The organism is Nocardia nova NBRC 15556 (assembly GCF_001613005.1).
In the GTDB taxonomy this organism is placed as follows: Bacteria; Actinomycetota; Actinomycetes; order Mycobacteriales; family Mycobacteriaceae; genus Nocardia; species Nocardia nova.
The window spans coordinates 1-16,567 of record NZ_BDBN01000060.1 but is presented as its reverse complement, the minus strand read 5'-3'; the positions used below and the strand labels follow the sequence as shown (position 1 = coordinate 16,567).

11 protein-coding genes and 2 pseudogenes are annotated in these 16,567 nt (G+C 69.3%); 6 read left to right on the top strand and 7 right to left on the bottom strand.

Going from position 1 to position 16,567, the window contains the following annotated elements:
- Positions 1-44 precede the first annotated feature (44 nt).
- On the bottom strand, positions 45-497 hold the full coding sequence (locus NN2_RS23000) for an Lrp/AsnC family transcriptional regulator (RefSeq protein WP_030513603.1): 453 nt from the start codon (positions 495-497) through the stop codon (positions 45-47).
- Positions 498-594: 97 nt separating this feature from the next.
- Between NN2_RS23000 and amaB the strand changes: the two genes are divergently transcribed.
- Positions 595-2,124, top strand: coding sequence for an L-piperidine-6-carboxylate dehydrogenase (amaB, locus tag NN2_RS22995; protein WP_063015936.1), 1,530 nt, complete (start codon positions 595-597; stop codon positions 2,122-2,124).
- Positions 2,125-2,128: 4 nt separating this feature from the next.
- Here the strand turns inward: amaB and NN2_RS22990 are convergent, their stop codons facing one another.
- The 3 genes from NN2_RS22990 to NN2_RS22980 form a co-directional block, all read right to left on the bottom strand.
- Positions 2,129-2,980 (bottom strand): SDR family NAD(P)-dependent oxidoreductase, encoded by an 852-nt coding sequence (locus tag NN2_RS22990; protein WP_063015935.1) that lies wholly within the window; start codon positions 2,978-2,980, stop codon positions 2,129-2,131.
- The gene (locus NN2_RS22985) at positions 2,977-3,924 is read right to left on the bottom strand and encodes a patatin-like phospholipase family protein (RefSeq protein WP_063015934.1); all 948 of its coding nucleotides are present in this window, start codon (positions 3,922-3,924) and stop codon (positions 2,977-2,979) included. The genes NN2_RS22990 and NN2_RS22985 overlap by 4 nt, the downstream gene beginning before the upstream one ends.
- An 81-nt stretch (positions 3,925-4,005) precedes the next feature.
- On the bottom strand, positions 4,006-4,494 hold the full coding sequence (locus NN2_RS22980; RefSeq protein ID WP_425437679.1) for a VOC family protein: 489 nt from the start codon (positions 4,492-4,494) through the stop codon (positions 4,006-4,008).
- Between the two features lie 90 nt (positions 4,495-4,584).
- On the opposite strand from NN2_RS22980, the pseudogene NN2_RS39225 reads away from it, so the two are divergent.
- The 4 genes and pseudogenes from NN2_RS39225 to NN2_RS37370 all read left to right on the top strand — a co-directional run.
- Positions 4,585-5,193: pseudogene (locus NN2_RS39225) on the top strand (DEAD/DEAH box helicase); the annotation flags it as partial.
- 396 nt (positions 5,194-5,589) lie between these two features.
- A pseudogene (locus tag NN2_RS38690) lies at positions 5,590-9,582 on the top strand (Lhr family ATP-dependent helicase); the annotation flags it as partial.
- A 41-nt stretch (positions 9,583-9,623) separates the two neighbouring features.
- The gene (locus tag NN2_RS22970) at positions 9,624-10,430 is read left to right on the top strand and encodes a DNA-formamidopyrimidine glycosylase family protein (protein WP_063015932.1); all 807 of its coding nucleotides are present in this window, start codon (positions 9,624-9,626) and stop codon (positions 10,428-10,430) included.
- A gap of 119 nt (positions 10,431-10,549) precedes the next feature.
- A complete protein-coding gene (locus NN2_RS37370) occupies positions 10,550-10,723 on the top strand; it encodes a hypothetical protein (RefSeq protein WP_156511422.1) in 174 nt (57 codons plus the stop codon).
- 3 nt (positions 10,724-10,726) lie between these two features.
- On the opposite strand, the gene NN2_RS22965 is transcribed toward NN2_RS37370, so the two are convergent.
- Positions 10,727-12,475: a glycerol-3-phosphate dehydrogenase/oxidase gene (locus tag NN2_RS22965; RefSeq protein ID WP_063015931.1), complete on the bottom strand. Its 1,749-nt coding sequence runs from the start codon at positions 12,473-12,475 to the stop codon at positions 10,727-10,729.
- A gap of 132 nt (positions 12,476-12,607) precedes the next feature.
- Between NN2_RS22965 and glpK the strand changes: the two genes are divergently transcribed.
- Positions 12,608-14,107, top strand: a complete 1,500-nt coding sequence (gene glpK / locus NN2_RS22960; RefSeq protein ID WP_063015930.1) for a glycerol kinase GlpK — start codon at positions 12,608-12,610, stop codon at positions 14,105-14,107.
- Between the two features lie 325 nt (positions 14,108-14,432).
- On the opposite strand, the gene NN2_RS22955 is transcribed toward glpK, so the two are convergent.
- Positions 14,433-15,608 carry an aminotransferase-like domain-containing protein gene (locus NN2_RS22955; RefSeq protein ID WP_063015929.1) on the bottom strand — a complete coding sequence of 392 codons (1,176 nt, stop codon included), beginning with the start codon at positions 15,606-15,608 and terminating at the stop codon, positions 14,433-14,435.
- Between the two features lie 85 nt (positions 15,609-15,693).
- Positions 15,694-16,567 (bottom strand): DUF8176 domain-containing protein (locus NN2_RS22950; RefSeq protein ID WP_063015928.1); only part of this gene is annotated, 874 nt, incomplete at its 5' end.

Genomic DNA, 16,567 nt, shown 5'->3' with positions numbered 1-16,567 from the left:
TTTACGGTTTCACTACGAGCAAACGTATAAATTACGATCAGGTCTCACCTGTCATAGAATGTCTGCAGAATGATGGTGCTTCGGGTGCGGACATTGGCGGTGGCGCGGATCTCCTGCAGCAACTGTTCGAGATGCCGGGGCGAGGCCACCCGGACGAGCAGCATGTAGCTCTCCTCCCCCGCCACCGAATGGCATTCCTCGATGCCGGGGATGTGCTGGAGCAGGGCCGGAGCATCGTCGGGCTGCGAGGGATCGAGAGGAGTGATCGCGACGAATGCCGAGAGCAGTTGTCCCAGCGCCTCCGGGTCGACCTTCGCGGAATATCCGCGGATCACGCCGCGCGCCTCGAGCCGGCGCACTCGCGACTGCACCGCGGATACCGACAGACTGGCCTTCTCGGCGAGATTGGACAGCGTGGCCCGGCCGTCGGCCATCAATTCGCGGATCAGGAGCCGATCGATGTCGTCGAGAACAGGTTTCGCAGGTGCATCCGCCATCAGCGAAGGCTAACCCAGCGGGCGGTGGCCGGGGCCGGAAACGATCTCCCACCGGTGCGAAGCCCCCCATCAACCGATTTCGGAAACGGAGCCGTAGATGACATCCGCACCCGTTCTGCCCACCACCGGCGAACTGCGCGATCGGGCCGCGCGCCTGCTGGTCGAACTCGGCGCCGACCCCGTCGATTCGGGCGACCTGCCGGCCCGCACACCGATCACCGGCGGTGAGCTGATGCGCGTCCCGGCCACCTCCGCATTCGACGTGTCCTGTGCGATCGACAAGGCGCACAGCGCTTTTCAGGCGTGGCGATCCGTGCCCGCACCGCAACGTGCCGCGGTGGTGCGGCGGCTGGGACGACTACTGGCCGACAATCTCGACGCGCTGGCCGAACTCGTCACCCTGGAGGCGGGCAAGATCGGCGCCGAGGCGCGCGGCGAGGTGCAGGAGATGATCGACGTCTGCGAATTCGCCGTCGGCCTGTCCCGCCAGCTGTACGGCCGCACCATGGCTTCCGAACGACCCGGGCATCGGCTCATGGAGACGTGGCATCCCCTCGGGGTGGTCGGGGTGATCTCGGCGTTCAACTTCCCGGTCGCGGTCTGGTCGTGGAATACCGCGATCGCCCTGGTCTGTGGCGACACCGTGGTGTGGAAACCCTCGCAGACGACGCCGCTGACCGCGCTGGCCTGCGATGCGCTGCTGCGGCGCGCGGCCCTCGACGTCGGCGCCGACCCGCGGATCCACCAGCTGATCCAGGGTGGCGCCGACGTCGGCACCCAGCTCGTCGACGACGAACGGGTGGCTCTGGTCAGCGCCACCGGATCGGTGCGGATGGGGCAGGCGGTGGCACCGCGGGTGGCGGCGCGTTTCGGCCGGTGCCTGCTCGAGCTCGGCGGTAACAACGCCGCGATCGTCACCCCGTCCGCAGACCTCGACCTCACCACGCGGGCCGTGGTTTTCGCCGCGGCGGGAACGGCCGGACAGCGGTGCACGACACTGCGGCGGGTCATCGCGCACGTGGATATCGCCGGGTCGCTGCTGGATCGGATGAGCGCGGCGTATCGCCAACTGCCCGTGGGCAATCCGCTCGACGACTCGGTCTTGGTCGGGCCGCTGATCGACGGCCGCGCCCACACCGCGATGCGGGCGGCGATCGACCGTGCGCTCGCCGACGGGGGCGAATTGATCTGCGGCGGTGAGCGCGTCGAGGTCGGCGGCGACGATTCCTACTATGTACGTCCCGCGATCATCCGGATGCCCGCTCAGACCGCGATCGTGCGCGAGGAGACGTTCGCGCCGATTCTCTACGTGCTCACCTATCACGATCTGGATTCCGCGATCGCCCTGCACAACGCTGTGCCACAGGGGCTTTCGTCGGCCATCTTCACCGGCGACCAGCGCGAGGCGGAACGATTCCTGGCCGCCGACGGCTCCGACTGCGGCATCGCCAATGTGAACATCGGCACCTCGGGTGCGGAGATCGGCGGTGCGTTCGGCGGTGAGAAGCAGACCGGCGGCGGACGCGAATCGGGCTCCGACTCCTGGAAGGCGTATATGCGCCGCGCCACCAATACGGTCAACTACTCCACCGAACTGCCGCTGGCACAAGGCATTCGGTTCGGCTGAGCGTTCAGCGCTCCGGTTCGCGCGCGATGGCGCGGACCTGGTCCTCGTAGGCGGCCCGTACCGCCGCATCGCCCGGATGCAGCGCCCGGTCGCCGTCGAAGAGGCCGCGCACCATGCGCACGACCGATTCGGGGGCGGCCGCCAGCGCGATGTCGACGGGATCGAGATACTGCGGCACCGCCACCTCGGCCCGCCGGGTCCGGCAGGTCTTGACGATCGCGGCGGCGACGTCGATCGGGTCGACCGTGGGCAACCCGCGGCCCAGGGTCAGCCCCGAGGACAGGCGGGTGCGCACCGCGGAGGGCAGCACACAACTCACGCTGACCCCCGATTCGGCGAATTCCAGCCGGGTCGCGGCCGAGAGTCCGACGGCGGCGAACTTGCTCGCGTTGTACACCGCCAGCCCGGGCAGCGGGATTTTTCCGGCCAGCGAGGCGACGTTGACGATATGACCGCGGCCGCGGTCGATCATCGCCGGCGCGACGGCCCGCATACCGTAAATGAGTCCCCAGACGTTCACATCGATCGTGGTGTGCCCCACGGCATCCGGCTCGCCGAGGAACGGGCCCGCGGGCATCACTCCGGCGTTGTTCACCAGGACGTCGATCCGGCCCAGGTCGGCGACGACCCGGTCCCACTGCTCCCGGTCGCGCACGTCGAGTTCGACCGCGCGGGCGCCGATGTCGGCCGCCGCGGCGGTCGCGGCCGCGGCGTCCACATCGGCGAGGACCACGTCGGATCCCTTGTGCGCGAACAACTCCGCCGTGGCCCGGCCGATGCCGCGACCGGCGCCGGTGACGAGAACGCGGGCTGCGGCCAGGTCGATCGGCGGATAGCCGGTACCGAACAGGTTCATGCGAATTCACTCCGTTCCATGGCGCTGCGGGTGCTGCGCAGACTGTGCTCGAAGGTCTCGCCGCGCCGGCGGCCGTCCATGAAGTTCGGGCCCATGACCGCCAGGTCGGCCGCGGTCACCGCCAGCCGCAACACACGGGTTCCGGCCGCGCGCACGGCGGCGATCTCCGATTCCAGTTGCGCGCTCATCGGCCCGCGGAGCTGACGCTCCAGCCAGTGTCCCGGTCCGCCGGCGGGCACCGACCGCGCCGAAGCCATCGGTGTCAGCACCACCAGTTCGTCCAGGCCCAGCGGCAGCAGCAGATCCACCGAGGCGGTGGAGGCGGCGCCGCCGTCGACGAACCGCCGACCGGCGATCGGCACCGGCGGGAACCAGCCCGGAACCGCCCACGACGCCCGCAGCGCCTGGCCGATCGTCGCGGCCGGCGCCTCCGGTGCGCCGAAGGCGACCCGCTCGCCGGAGTCGTAGTCCATCGCGACCAGCCACGCGGCCGGATGGGCGAACCAGTCCCGGTGACGGTTCAGATCGGTGGCCAGGCGCTGCAGCCAGCTCGCATCGCCGCCGCCGAGCGGCAGCAGCCGGCTGCCCGCGGTCAGCAGGGCTTGCCGGGAACGATTGCCGTGCAAGGCCATTCGCGGGGCGCCGAGGCGGGGACGGGGCAGCGGCGGGAAGCGGCCCGGTTCGTCGGCCATATGCCGGGCCAGGATCGGATCGGCGACGGTGCCGCGCTGCATCGCCACCAGATCGTCGACGGAGACTCCCGAGGCCAGCATCGTCACCATTTCCGCGCCGGCGGACGTGCCGATCAGCGCATCGGCCTCGCGCGGATCCCACTGCAGGACATCTCGCACCGCCGCGAGCGCCGCCACGATCCAGGCCGCGCCGACCGTGCCGCCGCATCCGATCGCCAGGCCACGCCGCTGTAACCCGTTACTGTTACGCATAGTCTCAAACACTAGCGGGCGAGGGCCACGATGCGCGGCCCGATCGGCCGATCGCAACCGTTCGGCAATGAACGGCCCCGGCTACCGCCAGGGCATGTACTGCAGACTCCAGGTATTGCCGTCGGGGTCGGCGAAATGGGCGTACAGCACACCACCGCCGACATCGGCGATCGCGCCCACCGCGACGCCCCGCGCGACGAGTTCCGCGCGCGCTGCCTCGATATCGGCCACGACAAGATGCAATCCGCGCAGGGAGCCGACCGCGCCGTCCGCGGTGGGGACGCCTTCGGACAGCAGGATCGAACAGGCGGAACCGGGTGGAGTCAGCTGCGCGATCCGCACGCCCGGTGCCGGAGCCACGTCCACATCGAGATGGAAGCCGAGCCGATCGCGATAGAACTCGATTCCCCGGTCGATATCGCGCACCGGAACCGGCACCAATTCGAGCAGCATCGTGCCGGGCGGGACCGGCGGGTCGGCGGGGTCGTTCGTCACCTGTGCGGGGTCGGCCGGAATCTGGGTCACAGTGTCGGGGCGCTCGCTCATGTCGGTCCCATCGTCGGTAGCCACCGCGGTCGCGGCCAGCCTATCGGGACGAGCCGTGGACCGGCGCCGATCCGTCCGCGTCGGCGACCCCGTCCGCCGAGCTCGAGCCCGGAAATGCGCCGAGGGACTTCGCCGCCGGGTCTCGATGTCGGTGCCCGGGTGCACACTGAACCCATGCAGCAGTTCTCCCGGCCGACCCAGGAGTGGTTCGACGGTGCGTTCCCCGCGCCCACGACCGCCCAGCTGGGAGCCTGGGAGGCGATCTCCGCGGGAGAACACACTCTGGTGATCGCGCCGACCGGGTCCGGTAAGACTCTGTCGGCCTTCCTGTGGGCGATCGACCGGCTCGCCACCCGCGAACCCACGGACGGCCCGCAGCGCACCGCCGTGCTCTATATCTCCCCGCTCAAGGCCCTCGCGGTCGACGTCGAGCGCAATCTGCGCGCACCCCTGGTGGGCATCACCCGCACGGCCGCGCGGCTCGGTATGCCCGCCCCGGAGATCAGCGTCGGCGTGCGGTCGGGCGATACCACCCCGGCCGATCGGCGGACCCTGCAGCGCAAGCCGCCCGACATCCTGATCACCACCCCGGAATCGCTGTACCTAATGCTCACCTCGGCGGCCCGCGAGACGTTGTCGCAGGTCGGCACCGTGATCGTGGACGAGGTCCACGCGATCGCCGGTTCCAAGCGTGGGGCGCATCTGGCACTGTCGCTGGCCCGGCTCGACCAGCTCACCGAGCGGCCCGCCCAGCGCATCGGGTTGTCGGCGACCGTTCGTCCGCCGGAGGAGGTGGGGCGCTTTCTGGTCGGCTCGGCGCCGATCACGATCGTGTCGCCGCCGGCGCCGAAGACGTTCGACCTGTCGGTGCGGGTGCCGGTGGCGGATATGACCGAGCCGGACGAATCCGATCAGCCGGGCTCGATCTGGCCGCATGTGGATGCCGCGATCGTGGATCTGGTGCTGGCGCACCGCTCGTCGATCGTGTTCGCGAATTCGCGGCGGCTGGCCGAACGCCTGACGGCGCGGCTGAACGAGGAATACGCCGAGCGGATCGCCGAACCCGACGAGGCGGAGGAGGTCGCGGGACGCCGCGAGCACGCGCCGCCCGCCCAGCTCGGGTCGCCGACCGAGGTCAATCACGGGGCGGCGCCGCTGCTGGCCCGGGCCCATCACGGCTCGGTGAGCAAGGAACAGCGCGCCATCATCGAAGACGATCTCAAGAGCGGCCGGTTGCGGTGTGTGGTGGCGACCAGCAGCCTCGAGCTCGGTATCGATATGGGTGCGGTGGATCTGGTGGTGCAGGTCGAGGCGCCGCCGTCGGTCGCGGGCGGGCTGCAGCGGGTCGGACGCGCCGGACATCAGGTGGGTGAGATCTCGCGCGGGGTGATCTTCCCCAAACACCGCACCGATGTGATCCACTGCGCCGTGGCGTCGATGCGGATGACGGCGGGACAGATCGAGGAGTTGAAGATCCCCGCCCATCCCCTCGACATCCTCGCCCAGCAGACCGTGGCCGCCTGCGCACTGGAACCGATCGATGTCGACGAGTGGTTCGAAACGGTCAGGGGGACAGGAAGTTTCGCCGCGCTGCCGCGCTCGGCGTACGAATCGGTGCTGGACCTGCTGTCGGGTCGATATCCCTCCGACGAATTCGCCGAGCTGCGTCCGCGCCTGGTGTGGGATCGCGATGCGGGCACTCTGACCGGGCGTCCCGGCGCTCAGCGCCTCGCGGTCACCTCCGGCGGCGCGATTCCCGACCGTGGCCTGTTCCCGGTGTTCATGGTCGGCGAAAAGGCTTCGCGGGTAGGCGAACTCGACGAGGAGATGGTCTACGAATCGCGCGTGGGCGATGTGTTCGCCCTCGGCGCGACCAGCTGGCGCATCGAGGACATCACCCACGACCGGGTCCTCGTCTCCCCCGCGTTCGGCCTGCCGGGCCGACTCCCCTTCTGGCACGGCGATTCCCTCGGGCGTCCGGCCGAATTGGGCGCGGCCCTGGGCGAATTCATCCGCACAGCCGGTCAGGCGGTCGAACACGCACCGGCCGGGCGGATCGCGGAACTCGTGCGAGACGCGGGTGGGTCCGATGCGGCGCTCGACGGCGAAGCACTCGACTCCGGGCCGGCGACGCGCGGCCGCGGACGGCAGCAGTCCGCGCGCCGGGCCGCGGGGAACGGCGCCGATTCGTTCGGCGACGAGCAGCCGAAGTCCCCGGCGGCGCGTGCGGAAAGTCCTGCGCGGCAACGCCGATCGTCCGCGGACCCCAGCGGAAACGGCGCCACGCGACGCACGCCCTCCCGCGCGGGAGCCGCGGCCTCCAAGGCGGGTAAGACCGCCGCGAAGGGCGACGAACTGGTCGAACTCGAACAACTCGTCCACGCCGCCGGCCTTGACGATTTCGCGACGGCGAATCTGGTCTCACTGCTGGCCGAGCAGCGGCAGGCGACCGGCCATCTGCCGACCGATCGCACGCTGCTGGTCGAACGGTTTCGCGACGAACTCGGGGATTGGCGGCTGATCCTGCACTCGCCCTACGGTCTACCGGTGCACGCGCCGTGGGCGCTCGCGGTCGGCGCGCGGTTGCGGGAGCGGTTCGGGGTCGATGCCGCACCGACCGCCTCCGACGACGGCATCGTGGTCCGGCTGCCCGACACCACCGACGATCCACCGGGCGCGGAACTGTTCGTCTTCGAACCGGACGAGATCGACGACGTGGTGACCGAGCAGGTGGGCGGATCGGCGCTGTTCGCCTCCCGCTTCCGCGAATGCGCGGCGCGAGCGCTGCTGTTGCCGCGCCGGGATCCCGGCCGCCGCGCGCCGCTGTGGCAGCAGCGCCAGCGCGCCGCCCAATTGCTCGATGTGGCAAGGAAATTCCCCGACTTCCCGATCCTGCTGGAAACGGTGCGCGAATGCCTGCGCGACGTCTACGACCTGCCCGCCCTGCGAGATCTGCTGACGAATGTGGCGCGGCGCAAACTGCGCCTGGTCGAGGTGGAGACCGCCGCCCCGTCACCGTTCGCCAACGCGTTGCTGTTCGACTACATCGGCCAGTTCATGTACGAGGGCGACAGCCCGCTGGCCGAGCGTCGCGCGGCCGCGCTGTCGCTGGATTCGAGCCTGCTCGCCGAACTGCTGGGGCGGGTGGAACTGCGCGAACTCCTCGACGCCGCGGTCCTCGAACTGACCGAACGCGAACTGCAGCGGCTGACCCCCGAGCGCCACGCCCGCGACGCGGAAGGGCTCGCCGACCTGCTGCGACTGCTCGGCCCGCTCACCCCGGCCGAGGCGGCCGCGCGCTGCACCGCCGACCCGAACCCGTGGTTCGCCGAATTGCTGCGGGCCCGGCGCGTTCTCGAGGTGTCGTTCGCGGGATCGCGGTGGTGGACGGCGATCGAGGACGCCGCCCGGTTGCGCGATGCCCTGGGCGTCCCCCTGCCGATCGGCACCCCGGCGGCCTTCATCGAACCGGTCGCCGATCCCCTGGGTGATCTGATCGGGCGCTACGCCCGCACCCACGCCCCGTTCACCCTCGACGCCGTCGCCCGGCGCTTCGGAATCGGACCGGCCGTCGCCGCCACCGCCCTGCACCACCTCGGGGCCGAGAAGCGGGTGGTGGAAGGTGAATTCACGCCGGGCTCGGCCGGTGCGGAATGGTGTGACGCGCAGGTGTTGCGCCGGCTGCGCCGCCGTTCGCTGGCCGCGGCGCGCAAGGAGGTCGAGCCGGTATCCACGGGCGCGTTCGGCCGGTTCCTGCCGGCGTGGCAGCATATCGGCACTTCGACACTGCGCGGCGTGGACGGTGTCGCGACGGTGGTGGAACAGCTTGCGGGCGTGCCGATTCCGGCCTCGGCGTGGGAGTCGCTCATTCTGCCGTCGCGGGTCCGTGACTACACACCGGCGATGCTCGACGAACTCACCGCCTCCGGTGAGGTGCTCTGGTCCGGCCACGGCGCCATCACCGCGAAGGACGGCTGGATCGCCCTGCATCCGGCGGATCAGGCACCGGTCACGCTGGCGCCGCCGCAGGAGATCGACTTCACCGATGTCCAGGTGCGCCTGCTGACGGCGTTGGGCGCGGAGCTGACGGTGGCGACCGGCGACGCGATCGCGCTCGATGGCGATGGCGACGACGCGGCCGCCACCGAACCGGCTGCGTTCGGCGGCAACCGGATCGTCGCGGTGGCGGGCGGCGCCTACTTCTTCCGGCAACTGTCCGACGCCACCGGGGTGCTCGACGATGCGGCCGTGGCGGCGGCACTGTGGGAGCTGGTGTGGGCGGGGTATCTGTCCGGCGACACCTTCGCCCCGGTCCGGGCGCGACTGTCCGGCACAACCCGCAGCACCACCGCCCACCGCACCCCGCGACGAACCCCGCGCGGCCGCATGTACCTGCCGCGACCGGCCATGCCGACCCGAACCGGCCCGCCCGCGGTGGCCGGTCGATGGTCGCTGCTGCCACAGCGCCTGCCGGACAACACCATTCGTGCCCACGCCACCGCCGATCTCCTGCTGGAACGCTACGGGGTGCTGACCCGGGGTTCGGTGCAGAACGAGGAGATTCCGGGCGGCTTCGCGCTCATGTACCGGGTGCTCACCGAATTCGAGGATCGCGGGCGCTGCCGGCGCGGTTATTTCGTCGATACTCTCGGCGGGGCGCAGTTCTCCACCACCGACGTGGTGGATCGGCTGCGTTCCTACGATTCCGACCGGGTGGGCGGCGACATCGGCCGGGGCGGCACGGTCGCGCTCGCCGCCTGCGATCCGGCCAATCCGTACGGCGCCGCACTGCCGTGGCCGAAGAACGCGGGTGAGGGAGCCGGACACCGTCCGGGCCGTAAGGCGGGAGCCCTGGTCGTCCTGGTCGCGGGCGAGCTGGCACTGTACCTGGAACGCGGTGGTAAGACTCTGCTCACCTTCACCGAGGACCCCGAGATCCGGACCGAGGCCGCGGCCGCGTTGGCGGCTCTGGTCCACGACCGCCGGATCGACTCACTGGTCGTCGAACGCGTCGACGGGGAATCGGTGCACGGCAACACCTTCGCCACATTCCTCACCGACGCCGGCTTCCACACCACTCCCCGGGGCTTCCGGCTCCGCAGCACAGCATGAGACCGGCGCGCATCCTCGGGCGACACAGGGGGTGAACGGCGATGCCGGAAGGAGATACCGTCTACCTCGCGGCGGCCCGGCTGCGAACCGCGCTGGCGGGAAAGACGCTGACTCGCAGTGACTTTCGTGTCCCGCGCTATGCCACGCTCGATCTGCGCGGCAGCCGGGTCGACAGCGTCGGCAGCTACGGCAAACACCTGTTCGTGCGCACCGAAAAGGTCAGCATCCACACCCATCTCAAGATGGAGGGCACCTGGCGGGTCTACCGCCCCGGCCAGCGGTGGACCAAACCCGGATTCACCGCGCGCCTGATTCTCGCCACCGACGACACCGAAGCCGTCGGCTTCTCCCTCGGCCTGGTCGAGGTGCTCCCGCTCGCCGACGAGCACACCGCCATCGATCATCTCGGCCCGGATCTCCTGGGCCCGAATTGGGATGCGGCCGAGGCGGTCCGCCGGCTGCGCGCGGACCCGGAGCGGCCGATCGGGCTCGCGCTGCTGGACCAGACCGTCATGGCCGGAGTCGGCAACATCTTCCGCAGTGAGATCTGTTTCGCCGAGCGGATCCACCCGGCCACTCCGGTCGCAGCCGTACCCGATCTCCCCGGACTCGTCGACGCCGCGCACCGCATCCTCGAGCGAGCGGCCCACCATCCACCCCGGCCCGCGGTGGTCTACGGCCGGCAGCGCCAACCCTGCCGGCGCTGCGGATCGATGATTCTCGTCCGCATGTTCGGACCGGATGCCGCCTCCGCCACCGCCACCGAACGCGGCATCTACTTCTGCCCTCGCTGTCAGCCCGCACCCGAGACGCCGGAACCGAGGGCCGCACGCCGGGCTCGCCGCTGACCGGGACGAAGCACAATGTTTGCCGATTGATAGCTATATTTCTTTCGGCCGCTAACGTTTCGGAGCGTGAGCGCGACATAAGGGCGACACAGATCGTCACCGGTCGGGAAGCAGGGCAGATGGCATATGCGAGCACCGCGATGCGTCGTAGCACACGGCTCGTCACCCAGCTGATGATCACCGCCATCGCCATCGCGGCCACCGTGCTGTTCACCTATGCCCTGCAGCACTCGCCGAGTACGGGCCCCGTGCATTCCGGTCACACCTCGGCGCCCACGTCGACCGCGCCCTGACCGCTATCCCTGCGGAAGCGGCACCGGTTCCAGAATCTCCGGACGAGGTTCCGGTGCGGCGGCGCGCAGGGCGTCGGCCGAGACGTCGTCGGGCTGGGTCTGCGACCGGATCTCGGCGTCGACCCGGGCGTTGTACGTCCCGACCTCGCGCCGGATCTGCTCCTCGTCCCAGCCCAGCACCGGCGCCACCAGCCGCGCCACCTCGTCGGCGCATTCGGTGCCGCGGTGGGAGAACTCGATGGAGATCCGGGTGCGCCGGGCCAGGATGTCGTCCAGATGCAGCGCCCCCTCGGCGGCCGCCGCGTACACCGCCTCCACCCGCAGGTAGCTGGGCGCGGCCGTAATCGGCTGCAGCAGTTCGGGTTTGCCCTCGGCCAGATCGAGTACGTCGGTGATCAGGGCGCCGTAGCGGTTGAGCAGATGTTCGATCCGGTAGGGGTGCACACCGTAGGTCTGCGCCAGCTGCGGCGTCTGGTTGAGCAGGGCGAAGTAGCCGTCGGCGCCGAGCAGCGGCACCTTGTCGGTGATCGAGGACGACACCCGCTGCGGAATGTCGTGAACGGCGATATCCACCGCGTCGTAGGCCATCACCCGGTAGGTGGTGTACTTGCCGCCCGCGATGGCGACCAGACCGGGCGCGATCTGCGCCACCGCGTGCTCGCGCGACAGCTTGGACGTCTCGTCGCTCTCCCCGGCCAGCAGCGGCCGCAGCCCCGCGTACACACCCTGGATATCGGCGTGGGTGAGCGGGGTGACGAGCACCTCGTTGATCCGTTCGAGCAGATAGTCGATATCGGCCTTGGTGGCGGCCGGATGGGCCAGGTCCAGATTCCAGTCGGTATCGGTGGTGCCGATGATCCAGTGATTGCTGCCCCACGGAATCACGAACAGCACCGAGGTCTTGGTGCGCAGAATCAGCGCGGCGTCGCTGGCGATCCGATCGCGCGGGACCACGATGTGCACGCCCTTGGACGCGCGCACATGGAATCGGCCGCGTACATGCGACAGCGCCTGCAATTCGTCGGTCCACACGCCCGTCGCGTTGATCACGACATGTCCGCGGACCTCGGTGGTGCGCCCGTCCTCGCTGTCGCGCACCTTCACTCCGACCACCCGGTCGGCCTCCCGCAGGAAGTCCACGACCTGCGTCGATGTGCGGATCACCGCGCCGTAGTGGGCGGCGGTCCGGGCCACCGTCATGGTGTGGCGGGCGTCGTCGACCACGGTGTCGTAGTAGGTGACCCCGCCGATCAGCGCGTCCCGGCGCACCCCCGGCGCCAGCCGCAGCGCGCCGGACCGGGTCACATGATGTTGTCCCGGAACGGATTTCGCGCCACCCATGGTGTCGTAGAGCACGAGTCCCGAGGCGACGTAGGGCCGCTCCCAGCCGCGGTTGGTCAGCGGGTAGAGGAACCGCAGCGGTTTCACCAGATGCGGGGCCAGTGTCTTCAGGCTGAGCTCACGTTCCCGCAGCGCCTCCCGGACCAGCCCGAATTCCAGTTGCTCGAGGTAGCGCAGGCCGCCGTGGAACATCTTCGACGAACGGCTCGACGTGCCCGAGGCCAGATCGCGCGCCTCCACCAGGGCCACTTCCAGGCCCCGCGTGGCGGCATCGAGGGCGATGCCCGCGCCGACGACCCCGCCACCGACTACGATGACGTCGAAATGCTTGGCGCCCAAGCTTTCCCAGCTGGCCTCCCGCTGCTCGGGCCCCAGTTCGCCGGTGTGCTGACCGTGTGATTTCTCGTTCATCGCTCGACTTCCTCCGCACTGTTCGGTGGGATCGTCCTGCGTTACCCGTCGGTAATCGCTACTACCCTAGTCCACCGCCGGGCCCGCGGCGATGTGATGCGCGGCGCGTGCGAGGTTTAGTAGCCTGCACGGATGCGACGCTTCGTGGCCGCCATCGATCAGGGGACAACCTCGAGCCGGTGCATCGTGTTCGACCGCTCCGGCCGCATCGCCGGCCTCGGGCAGCGTGAGCACGAGCAGTTGTTCCCACGGCCGGGCTGGGTCGAGCACGATGCCGAAACCATCTGGCGCAACACCGAATTCGTGATCGGCGCCGCCCTGGAGGACGCCGGGATCGGCGCCGGGGACATCGCCGCGGTGGGCGTCACCAACCAACGCGAAACCACCCTGGTCTGGGAGCGCGCCACCGGGAAGCCGGTGGCCAACGCCATCGTCTGGCAGGACACCCGCACCGCGGCGCTGTGCGACGAGCTGGCCGGCGACGTCGGTCCCGCGCGCTACGCCGACCGGACCGGACTGCCGCTGAGCACGTATTTCGCCGGCCCCAAGCTGCGGTGGATCCTCGACAACGTCGAGGGGGTGCGCGCCCGCGCGGAGGCCGGGGATTTGTGCTTCGGCACCATGGACAGCTGGATCCTGTGGAAGCTGACCGGCCGTCACCTCACCGACGTCACCAACGCCTCCCGCACGATGCTGATGAATCTTGAGACGTTGCAATGGGATTCGCAGATCTGCGCGGAGTTCGGCATCCCCGTCTCGATGCTGCCGCAGATCCACAGCTCCTCGGAGGTGTATGCCGAGATCTCCGCCGGACCGCTCGCCGGGGTTCCGGTGGCCGGCATCCTGGGCGATCAGCAGGCCGCGACCTTCGGGCAGGCGTGCCTGTCGCCGGGCGAGGCCAAGAACACCTACGGAACCGGCAATTTCATGCTGCTCAACACCGGTACCACTCCGGTATTCAGCAAGCACGGCCTGCTGACCACGGTCTGCTACCGGCTCGGCGACCAGCCCGCGGTGTACGCGCTGGAGGGTTCGATCGCGGTGACCGGATCCTTGGTGCAGTGGTTGCGCGACAACCTCGGCATCGTCGAATCCGCGGCCGAGATCGAACCGCTGGCCCGCAGTGTCGACGACAACGGCGGCACCTACATCGTGCCCGCCTTCTCGGGTCTGTTCGCACCGCGGTGGCGGCCGGACGCGCGCGGCGTGATCAGCGGACTCACCCGTTTCGTCACGAAGGCGCATCTGGCCCGAGCGGTCTTGGAGGCCACCGCATTTCAGACCCGCGAGGTGATCGACGCGATGCGCGCCGACGCCGAGGCGGAGAATCTCGGCGTCGAACTGACGACTCTCAAGGTCGACGGCGGCATGGTGGCCAACGAACTGCTCATGCAATTCCAGGCCGACATCCTGGATGTGCCGGTGGTGCGGCCGGTGATCACCGAGACAACCGCGCTCGGCGCCGCCTACGCGGCCGGATTGGCCGTCGGTTACTGGTCCGGAACCGACGACATCCGCGCCAACTGGTCCGAGGACAAGGTATGGCAGCCGACCATGTCCGACACCGACCGCGAACGCCTCTACGCCGAGTGGAACAAGGCCGTCGAACGCACCTACGGGTGGGCTGATTAAGCCAGCCCACCCGTAGTGTCATTGACCGTCGACGCTACCGTGACGCACTACCAGTCACCGCGGGCATCTCGTCGACACTCCAGGCTGACACTGCGGCGGCGGCGGTGTCGACGTGCAGTTTGTCGATACACCTGGCTGACAAGGACCACTTGCCGCTGCCACGCTCGGCGCGAACCCGATGAGTGACACGACAATCGCTACCCCGAAAACAACCTTTGCGGACATCACATTCTCCCTCCCTTGAGTCCACATGGATCGTAACGGCAAGATCAACTACTGCGCAATTGCGAAAATTATTGCGCTAGTGGGTAATCGAGGTAACGGATCACTCTGCGGCGGCGAAGAGCCGGTCGACCGCATGCTCCAACGTCGCCGCATCCGACGTGGTGAAACACAGGCGCATCGAGCCGCGGTAGGGCTGCGAGACCGCGAAGGCGGAGCCCGGGACGTAGGCCACGCCGTGGTCGATCGCGCGCGGAAGCAGTTCGACGGTATCGGTGCCGTCGGTGAAGTCGAGCCACACGAACATGCCGCCGGCGGCGTCGGTGCTCACCACCCGGTCGCCGAAACGGGTGCGAACCGCGTTCACCAGGGCGGTGGCACGCTCGCCGTAGATGCCGCGCACCTTGTCCAGGTGGGCGCCCAGCCACGGCTCGTCGGCCAGCAGGTCCGCGGCGATCTGCTGGGTGAGCGCCGAACCGCACAGATCGGCGCCCTGCTTCAGCAATTCCACGCCACGGCACACCGCGTTCGGGGCGATCATCCAGCCCACCCGCAGTGTCGGCGCCAGGATCTTCGAGGCGCTCGACAGCCGGATCACGTTGGGCGAGTAGGAGGCAACGGCCTGCGGCGCGGGGCGATCGAACCAGAGCTCGCCGTACGGATCGTCCTCGACCACCCAGAAGCCGTAGCGTTCGGCCAGCGCCGCCAGTTCGCGACGACGCTGCGGGATCAGCGTCACACCCCGCGGGTTGTGGAAATTGCTCACCGTATGCACCAGCGCCGGACGCTCGCCGCGCTCGAGCAGCTCGGCCAGAGCGTCGACACGCATACCGTCGGAATCCAGCGGAATCGCCACGATCCGCGCCCCCGCCGCGCGGAACACCTGCAACGCACCGACGTAGGCCGGATCCTCGACCACCACGAGAGAGCCCGGATCCAGCAGGACCTCACCCAGCAGCGAGAGAGCCTGCTGCGAACCGTGCGTGACGAAGATCTCCTCCACCGGCACCGGCCGGCCGAGTCGCACCGACTCCCGCGAGGCGAGCACCTCACGCAGCGGCCCCCAACCCGCGGACTCGGTGTACTGCAACCGGGACGGGTCGGCCAGCGCCGACTCCGCGGCGCGGGCGATGGCATCGCGCGGCATCAGCTGTTCGTCGGGCAGGCCCCCGGCCAGGCTGACTATGTCCGGCCGGGAGGTCAGCTTGAGCAGATCCCGAATCGCCGAACTCTGCAGACCGCCCAGCCGACGGGACAGGGGTGGAGTATGCGGCGACATGGAGACCTCCGAGCGAAAAGGGTGGTACCTCCACTTTCGCACAGCGGCATCCACAATATGAACTCATATTCTCATATTGTGAGATTTAGAACGATTGGATCAGTTGGATGAGGTTCCGGCCTCCCTGATTCACGGTCGTGATGACCTCCAGATACAACGACTTCGTACCGTCGGGGTGGAACTCCGAGACCTCGACGTTGAACTGGTTGGGCGCGGTCGTCGCGATCCGCAGGCAGTACGTCGTGCCCTTCGGGATGTGCTCGTCGATGGTCTTCTGCAGGTCCGGCGGGGCCTGCACGTTCGCCCCAGGAGCGATGAAGGTGTGCGCCTTCTCGGCATTGCGATCGGTGTAATACGCGTGCTGGTAGCCGAAGATTGCGTTCGCACCGCTCGAGGTGTCGCCGGGTCCGTTGCCGTAGACCAGATTGCCCTCGGTGCGGGCCTGGCAGCCGGTGCCGTCGGCCGCATTGGTCGCACCACCGGCCTGCGCATTGTCGGACTTGTCGCCACCACCGCTCGTGGCGAAGACGACAACCACAATCAACGCCACGATCAGCACGACCGCCGCGCCGATGCTGCCGATCAGGACCGTCTTGTTGCGGCCGGCCTCGGCGGGTTCCGGTCCGGGCACCGGCCGCGAGGGCGCGAGCTTCTTGGCCAGCTCGTCGTCGTCCCACAACGAGCCCGAACCCGATTTCTGCTCGGCGCCACCGCGCGGCACCGTGAGCTTCTTCGCCAGTTCGTCGTCCCACAGCGAGCCCGTGGTTTCCCGCGGCGGGGTGGGTGGGAAGCCGGAATCGTCTGCGCGCCACCAGGTTCCGCGGTCCGCGTCGGCACCGCCGGCGTCGGGGTAGCGCACCGTCTCCGGGGCGCGTGCCGCGTCCGTGCCGTGCGGCGGCTCGGGAACGCGGCGGGTTTCGGGCGCGGGCGTCCGCATGGTTTCCGGCGCGGGCGTCCGC

Bases quoted from the DNA above. Each gene is read 5' to 3' on its own strand.
- NN2_RS37370 (WP_156511422.1), top strand. From the start codon at position 10,550: ATGGCATATGCGAGCACCGCGATGCGTCGTAGCACACGGCTCGTCACC.
- glpK (WP_063015930.1), top strand. From the start codon at position 12,608: ATGCGACGCTTCGTGGCCGCCATCGATCAGGGGACAACCTCGAGCCGG.
- NN2_RS22965 (WP_063015931.1), bottom strand. From the start codon at position 12,475: ATGAACGAGAAATCACACGGTCAGCACACCGGCGAACTGGGGCCCGAG.
- NN2_RS22955 (WP_063015929.1), bottom strand. From the start codon at position 15,608: ATGTCGCCGCATACTCCACCCCTGTCCCGTCGGCTGGGCGGTCTGCAG.
- NN2_RS23000 (WP_030513603.1), bottom strand. From the start codon at position 497: ATGGCGGATGCACCTGCGAAACCTGTTCTCGACGACATCGATCGGCTC.
- amaB (WP_063015936.1), top strand. From the start codon at position 595: ATGACATCCGCACCCGTTCTGCCCACCACCGGCGAACTGCGCGATCGG.
- NN2_RS22970 (WP_063015932.1), top strand. From the start codon at position 9,624: ATGCCGGAAGGAGATACCGTCTACCTCGCGGCGGCCCGGCTGCGAACC.
- NN2_RS22985 (WP_063015934.1), bottom strand. From the start codon at position 3,924: ATGCGTAACAGTAACGGGTTACAGCGGCGTGGCCTGGCGATCGGATGC.
- NN2_RS22990 (WP_063015935.1), bottom strand. From the start codon at position 2,980: ATGAACCTGTTCGGTACCGGCTATCCGCCGATCGACCTGGCCGCAGCC.